An 8,327-nucleotide genomic window follows, 5' to 3' on the forward strand; every position below is an offset into this window, starting at 1 on the left:
CTGAATAACTGAATGACTGAATAACTGAATGTTTTTGTTTAACGGGCATCTTTGACCTTGAACACTCAGTTATTCAGTCATTCAGTTATTCAGTCTTTGCTCTCACAAGCTCACGTACTTCACCTTTATCCAAATATCCCGGTTCCTTCCTTTATCATCCGTGCATGAAATCTTCACAGGCCCTTCCTCAGGAATAAAAAATATCTTGCTCTTCGCGTCCGTAGCTTTATAAAATTTGTTGTTGATATACCAATAAACCCTGCTGACATCGTTCCCTGTATTGCAGGCCAATTGCAGCGGCTCAGGGTCTTTTCGGTTGATAAAGTATTCGGCATTATTTGCAGGTGAAACAATCGCCGGAGAACCCTCTTTAAATATCTTCTCGCAGTTGGGATTGTGTGGTGGGATTTTCTCGTAGGTAATTTTATGCTCCGTCATCCACGCCTGCATGTCCGCGCCAATAATTTTGTACAACTTCTTTTTATATCCAACTTCAGGCATACACATTTTGCAATACGATATTTTTTCATCGGCAGATACCATTACCTCCTGCATATGATTGCAGGTTTGAGTCGAGGAAACAAGCGGAATAAAATAATCAGTCACAAGATTGGTGCAATGATCGCCCGGCGGCAAACCCGTTTCAGAACAAACCATCCTTATATCGCAATCCTTCGGTTGACGGAACCAATCCTTGTCACTATCATAATCTATTGTATTGAAAATTTTGAAAAGGAGCGGAGTCGCAACATTTGCGCCGCTAAGATCCGGAACGCCGACACCCGAGAAGTTTCCCACCCAAATGCCAACCGTATAATGTTTGTTGTAGCCAATGCTCCACGCATCGCGCCTGCCATACGAAGTGCCCGTCTTCCAGGCAATCTTCGGCATCTTTTCCGTGCTTTGCCAGTTAAGCGGAAAATCCGGACGATTCACTTTCGATAAAACTTCATTAATCATAAATGTAGAAGCTGGACTTAAAACAGTTTCTCCTTTTTTGTTGGAAGACTTTTTACCCGTCTCTTTTTTCGATTTGTCTGCCTCGTACTCTATGTAATCAGGTGCTACAAATTTGCCCTCGTTTGCAAAAAGAGAAAACAAGGCAGTAAGCTCTTCCAAAGAAGCACCGCATCCGCCCAGGATAAGCGACAGGCCAAGTTTTCGCTGGTCCTTCCTTATCTGCATAAAATTGCATAACGACAATTGTTGAACAAACTTATCCTTGCCCAACATCCGCAAACTCTTAACCGCAGGAATATTCAACGAATGCTCCAGTGCGTATTGCATCGTCACATAACCGTTAAATTGCTTGTCGTAGTTTTCAGGCGCATAGCCATCATAATTCACCGCCACATCAGTAAGCGTCATTTTCGGCGTCATCAAACCCGCGTCCAGGCACATTCCGTATAGCAACGGTTTTAAAGTGCTTCCCGGTTGGCGAATAGCCGCCGCACCATTTACCTGTCCGCCATCTGTTGTATCACTAAAATTCGCCGAACCAACATAAGTAACCACACGGTGCGTTTCATTATTAATAACAATAACAGCAGCGTTGTGAATGTTTTTGAAAGAAAGCGTTCTCACATAATCCTGCACCAGCTTTTCTGACTTTAGCTGCATATTCAGGTTGATGTAAGAATGAATATTGTCCCCGCCCTGTTTCTTCAGCTTGTAAGCCAGTTGGGGTGCAAGTTTGGGCACAGATGTTCGCGTGGCAGTCAGTGGTTCCTCCAATGCATCCTGGATCTCTTTTTCCGTAAACACTTTATCCTCCGCAAAACGGTGCAGCCACTTGTTTCTTTCGACAATGATCTTATCGTTATTTTTCCCAATTACCAAAGTGGAAGGGCGATTGGGAATAATAGACAGCGCAGTAATTTCCGCTAAGGAAAGATGATCCGGATTTTTCTGGAAGTATAGAATGGACGCAGATTTTACCCCCTCAATATTGCTGCCATACGGAACAAGGTTCAAATACATCTGCAGAATTTCATCCTTGCTATACTTCGTTTCCAACTGCACTGCCCGGAACATTTCAATGACTTTGTTAAAGTATGTTCTTCTTTTCGGTTCCAGTGCCCGTGCCACTTGCATGGTAATTGTCGAGGCTCCCGAAGTTCGTTTCATCCTGAAAATGTTCTTCACAAAAGCACGAGCCATCGCAATGCCATCGACGCCGGGGTGGTAATAGAAATTCTTATCCTCTTTGTGAACGATCGTTTTTCTAAGCAGCGGAGAAATTTCATTCAGTTCCGTTTTCATTCTCCACTTTTCATCCTTCGTCAAAAATGCATGAATCACCTCGCCTTTATCATCTGTAATAATAGTGGAGTACTCAATATGATCCGGTAGCGGGAAAACAAAATTAAGCGCGAAGAATAGAGTTAACAAGCTTACTGGAGCGGCTAACCATTTAAGTAGTCTTTTGCGATTAACGCCTTTTAGATAAGCTTTGATCTTTTTCATTCTTGGTGCAATAAACGGTATTTTCTACTACCAGTCTAATTGCTGTAAAATTATGACAAGTTGTTTTTTACCTGCCAAAAGTTGTACGACGTTGTAAATTTTCTTTCACTGTAAAATTTTAAAAGCTGGTGATTCAACAACTGCTTTTTTCCATAGCAAATAAGTAGAATCTCTTACTACTTTTTTTCTTTAAATTGTAGCAACCTTTCTTTGTTATATTGCATCTGTAAAATTGTCTCACAAAAAGACAAATCTTACACACCACATTCCATTAACCCACATCACTATGCGCAGCAAAATTTCGATGCTGTTAGTTGTAATACTCACAGTAGTATTAGCAGCATGTAACCGCAAAACTGTTAGCCTGGATTATACCAACGCAAACAGTGAAGTCCCCCAACTAGGCAACCTTGTATTTCGTTTCAGCAAACCGCTCGTAAAAGATTCCCTGCTCAATCAATGGGATTCCACCGAGTACATCAGCTTCGAACCAAAAATCCCCGGCCGTTTCCGCTGGGAACATCCCGACGAGCTCGTGTTCTCTCCTGAAAAACCTTTGAAACCAGCCACCAACTACAAAGCGAAAGTCAACAGCGATGTGTTGCAGTACACATCCTTCAGCAAAGTAGAAGGCGCAAAGGATCTCAATTTCCACACACCCGATTTAAAACTCGACAACACCAATGTCACCTGGGTATTGCAGGATGAAAACTCCCAATCGGCCGTTCCGCAAATAGATCTTTATTTCAACTATCCCGTTAGTCCCGCCGCGTTGAAAGATAAACTCGGAATAGAAGTAGATGGGAAAGCCGCAAACTATGCTTTGCAAACCGCTTCTTCCGACAATAAAATTACACTGCGCCTCCTGAGCGTTAAGTCGGAAGACAAAGATTACAGCATAACCATTTCGCTGGACAAAGGCTTGCTACCAGAGGGTGGCACAAATCCGCTGCCCGAAAAGAACGTCAACAAAGCCACCATTCCTTCTCCATATACACTTACCATAAATGATGTGCAAACCGAGCACGACGGAAATACCGGCAAGGTGTACATAAGAACAAGTCAGCAAATTGTTCCCGCATCCCTTAATTCATTCATCAAATTCGATCCCGCTATAAAATTTACCGCAGAAGTAACTGACGATGGTTTCATGATTTCCGGCGACCAGTTTAATGCAGAAAAAAGCTATCAATTGGTACTGGTAAAAGGATTGCGCGGAAAGATCGGCGGTCAGCTCAGAGAAGAATACGTAACCAATGTGGCGTTTGGCAAACTTGAACCATCCATAAGTTTCACCAACAGCAAAGCGGTATACCTTTCCTCGCAGGGTGCAAAAAATATAGAAGTTCGCCTTATAAACGTACCGACAGTAAAAGTGATCGTTTCTAAAATTTACGAAAGCAACCTGCTCGCCGCACAACGTTATGGCTACTATCCAAAAGAATCCGACGGTAATAGTGAAGAAGAATACTACGGCGACAACGGCGGCGATGCAACACTCGGCGACGTTATTTACGAAAAGGAAATAGAAACAAAAACGCTTCCCCAAAGCGGAAGCGGCCGGATATTCAATTTCAATATCCAGGACAAAGTGCCGGATTTTAAAGGTATCTACCACATTATGATTCGCTCAACAGACGATTATTGGGTGAGAGACACGCGTTTCATTTCCTTATCCGACATTGGCCTCGTGGCAAAGGAAGGCAAAGACAAAATGTATGTTTTTGCAAACTCGATCAAAACCGCTCAGTCTTTAAAAGATGTAAACGTAGTTGCTTACGGCGCCAACAACCAGGTGCTCGGAATGGGAGCTACAAATGCAGACGGCGTTGCAGAAATCGCTTACTCGCGAAAAGATTTCGCCGGATTCAAACCCGCAATGGTCATCGCAAAAACGGCGAACGACTTTAACTATCTGCCATTTAACAACACAGCCGTAAATACATCAAGATTTGAAGTTGGCGGCAAACGCAGCAACAGCACAGGTTTCGACGCATTCGTATATGCAGAACGCGACATTTATCGTCCCGGAGAAAAAGTAAACTTTGCGGTCGTAATTCGTGACGCACAATGGAAATCACCCGGCGAGCTGCCCCTAAAAATGAAGTTCCTGTTGCCAAACGGAAAAGAATTGAAAACATTCCGCAAAAGCCTGAATGCACAAGGCGGCTTAGATGGCAGCGTAGACATTTCACCCGCAGCCATCACCGGAAGTTATACTTTAGAGGTTTACACCAGCAACGACGTACTCATTGGCAGCAAAAACTTCATGATCGAAGAATTTGTTCCCGATAGAATTAAAGTGACAGCCAAATTGGATAAACAATCTCTCCAACCAGGCGAAAACACAACATTAAGCATCAATGCTATTAACTTCTTTGGCCCACCCGCGGCAAATCGCAATTATGAAAGTGAGATACAGGTAAAACAAAAAGCCTTCTATCCGAAAAAATATCCCCAGTTTGATTTTGGTCTGGCAAATCAGAAAACCTTCTTCGATAAACAGGTAAAAGAAGGAACAACGGATGAAAACGGAAACGCAATGGTAACCTACGCCGTTCCCGAGATGTATAAAAACATTGGTATTCTGCAAACCAGCTTCTACACAACTGTATTTGACGAAACCGGAAGGCCTGTGAGCAGAAATGCCAACATCGACATCTATACACAAAACACTTTCTTTGGTATTGGCAGCGATGGTTACGGATATTTTCCGCTTAACCAACCCATAAAATTTCCGTTGATCGCTTTAGATAAAAACGAAAAAGTAGTTAACGGAGTCATCGCCAAAGTGGAAGTCATTAAACATGAATATCGCACCGTATTGGAAAAGAGCGGTTCATATTTCCGTTACAATTCCCAGCAGGAAGATAAAGTTGTGTCAACAGCAAACGTAACCGTATCCGGAGAAACCACTGGCTATCCATTCGTTCCCCGTTCTCCCGGTGACTATGAAATCAGAGTGTCCATTCCGAATGCATCAAGCTACGTAAGCAGATCCTTCTACAGCTATGGCTACTGGGGCGGCGACAATAATTCCTTTGAAGTAAATACAGAAGGAGAAATCAATATCGAAACCGACAAAGACGCTTACAAAACAGGTGAAAGCGTAAAAGTGTTATTCAAAACGCCTTTCAGCGGCCGCATGTTGGTAACAATGGAAAAAGACAAAGTACTGTCATATCAATATGTAAATGTTGACAAACGCTCAGCGTCACTTGATCTGAAGCTCACCGCAGAACATTTACCAAACGTTTACATCACGGCAACACTCATCAAACCACATGACGTTTCTGATATTCCACTAACCGTTGCCCATGGTTTCAAAAATGTAAAAGTGGAAGAAGAAAGCCGCTTGATAAAAATGCAAGTAGTCGCATCGCAATCCGTGCGTTCACATACACATCAAAAAGTGAAAGTGAAAGCTGCTCCCGGAAGCATGGTAACCCTCGCGGCAGTTGACAACGGCGTGCTGCAGGTAACTGATTTCAAAACACCTGATCCGTACAACTATTTCTATGCACAAAAAGCATTAGAGGTAAACGCTTACGACTTGTATCCATTACTGTTCCCTGAAGTAAGAGCAAAACTCAGCAGCACCGGTGGTGACGGCGACTTGCGCATGGATCAGCGCGTCAATCCAATGCCTAACAAACGTGTAAAAATAGTTTCTTACTGGAGCGGAATCGCAACCGCAAACGGAAGCGGCGAAGCCGAGTTCGAATTTGACGTGCCGCAGTTTTCAGGAGAATTAAGATTAATGGCAGTTGCCTATAAAAACGAAAGTTTCGGCTCTGCAGAATCCTCCATGAAAGTAGCAGACCCGATTGTTCTAAGCACAGCCATGCCAAGGTTCCTCAGTCCGAGAGATACCATCAGCGTGCCCGTCACCATTTCTAACACAACAAGCAAAAGCACTTCCGCAACCGCAAGCATAAACGTAGAAGGGCCGTTACAAATCGTAAGCAGCAATCGCGAAAATGTTTCTATAGATGCCAATAGCGAGGCAAGAGTTGAGTTTAAAGTGGTGGCAGCCCGAACAGTAGCTGCAGGAAAAGTAAAAATCGAAGTACAGGGAATGGGAGAGAAGTTTGCCGATGAAACAGATATAACAGTGCGACCCGCTTCGACTTTGCAAAAACAAACCGGCAGCGGTGCGATAGCAGGCAACTCATCAAAACAAATAACAATCCCTACTTCCGATTTTATGACAGGAAGCGTCAACTACAAACTCGTAGTTAGCAAATCCCCGGCAATGGAACTCGGCAGCCAGCTGAGTTACCTCGTTCATTATCCTTACGGTTGCACTGAGCAAACCGTTTCGGCCGCCTTCCCTCAATTGTATTTTTCAGATCTGTCGGAGCTATTACAAGCCGACAAAGCTTCCAAAGCTAGCGCCAACAGCAATGTAATGGAAGCGATCCGTAAAATTAAAATGCGTCAACTGTATAACGGCGCGGTAACAATGTGGGACAACGGCGATCAGGAAAACTGGTGGGCTACCATCTATGCAGCGCATTTCCTCTGGGAAGCGAAAAAAGCAGGATACGACGTAGACAATGGCTTGCTCGAAACAATGCTTACTTATATCAACAACAGACTTAGAAACAAGGAAACAATAAGCTACTTCTATAACCGCGATCAACAAAAGAAAATCGCACCAAAAGAAGTTGCGTACAGCCTATATGTACTGGCAATTGCCGGACGACCCAATGTTTCAGTCATGAACTATTACAAGGCAAATGGCACCCTGCTGAGTCTTGACAGCAAATATTTACTTGCGACAGCCTACGCAATCGCAGGCGACAAAGCTAAGTTCAAAGAAATGTTGCCAACATCATTCAGTGGAGAAACATCTGTCGCCCAAACTGGAGGAAGCTTCTATTCAGACATTCGTGACGAAGCCATTGCGCTAAATGCGTTGCTGGAGGTCGAACCTTCAAACGCCCAGGTGCCAATAATGGCCAGACACGTGGTGGACAAATTAAAACAACGCTCCTGGTACTCTACACAGGAAAGCTCCTTTGGATTTTTAGCCATCGGCAAATTAGCCGCCGCAGCAAATAAATCTTCCGTAACAGCCCAGATAAAGGTGAACGGAAGAGTTGTAGGAAACGTAAGTACAGCCGCCGCAAAGCTTTCAGCAAAAGAACTGGGCGGAAACAACATAGTAATCGACACAAAAGGAGCGGGACAATTGTATTACTGGTGGGAAAGTGAAGGCATCAGTGTAAGTGGTTCGTATAAAGAAGAAGACAATTACATTAAAGTTCGTAAAAGGTTCTTCGACAGAAACGGAAGAGCTATTGCTGGCAATAGTTTCAAACAAAATGATCTGGTAATAGTGCAGTTGACCCTTGAAAAATCATACAGCGGCTCTGTAGAAAACATAGTAATCACCGATCTGCTGCCTGCTGGTTTTGAAATCGAAAATCCGCGAACCAAAGAAATTCCCGGCATGGATTGGATAAAAGACGCGTCAAATCCTTCCGCACTCGACGTTCGCGACGATCGCATTAATCTGTTTGTAGATGCGTATAGCAGTCGGCAAACCTATTATTATGCGGTGAGAGCAGTGTCGCCCGGTATTTATCATATGGGTCCTGTAAGCGCAGACGCTATGTACAACGGAGAATATCACTCCTATAATGGAGCCGGAACAATTACTATCACTGGTAGATAAATTAAAGAATACTGTAATGGATGAAGAGGCTGTCTCATATTTGAGGCAGCCTTTGTTATATAATGAGTTTATTGAGTCAGCCATGGAATATCTATTAAGCATCGTTGTGTCACTCCCTTCAACGGTAGAATATGGATTGGGCAATTGTCGATGAACCTTGCCCGTAGGGCATTGATGT

At 43.6% G+C, this 8,327-nt stretch carries 2 protein-coding genes; one reads left to right on the forward strand and one right to left on the reverse strand.

Annotated features, from left to right (window positions below; translation table 11 throughout):
- Positions 1–102: 102 nt before the first annotated feature.
- Positions 103–2,466, reverse strand: a complete 2,364-nt coding sequence (gene pbpC, locus KTO63_RS23195) for a penicillin-binding protein 1C (protein ID WP_217794342.1) — start codon at positions 2,464–2,466, stop codon at positions 103–105.
- Between the two features lie 286 nt (positions 2,467–2,752).
- On the opposite strand from pbpC, the gene KTO63_RS23200 reads away from it, so the two are divergent.
- Complete coding sequence (locus KTO63_RS23200; RefSeq protein WP_217794343.1) at positions 2,753–8,149, forward strand: alpha-2-macroglobulin family protein; 5,397 nt, start codon at positions 2,753–2,755, stop codon at positions 8,147–8,149.
- Positions 8,150–8,327 lie beyond the last annotated feature (178 nt).

The organism is Pinibacter aurantiacus (assembly GCF_019130065.1).
GTDB classification, from domain to species: Bacteria; Bacteroidota; Bacteroidia; order Chitinophagales; family Chitinophagaceae; genus Pinibacter; species Pinibacter aurantiacus.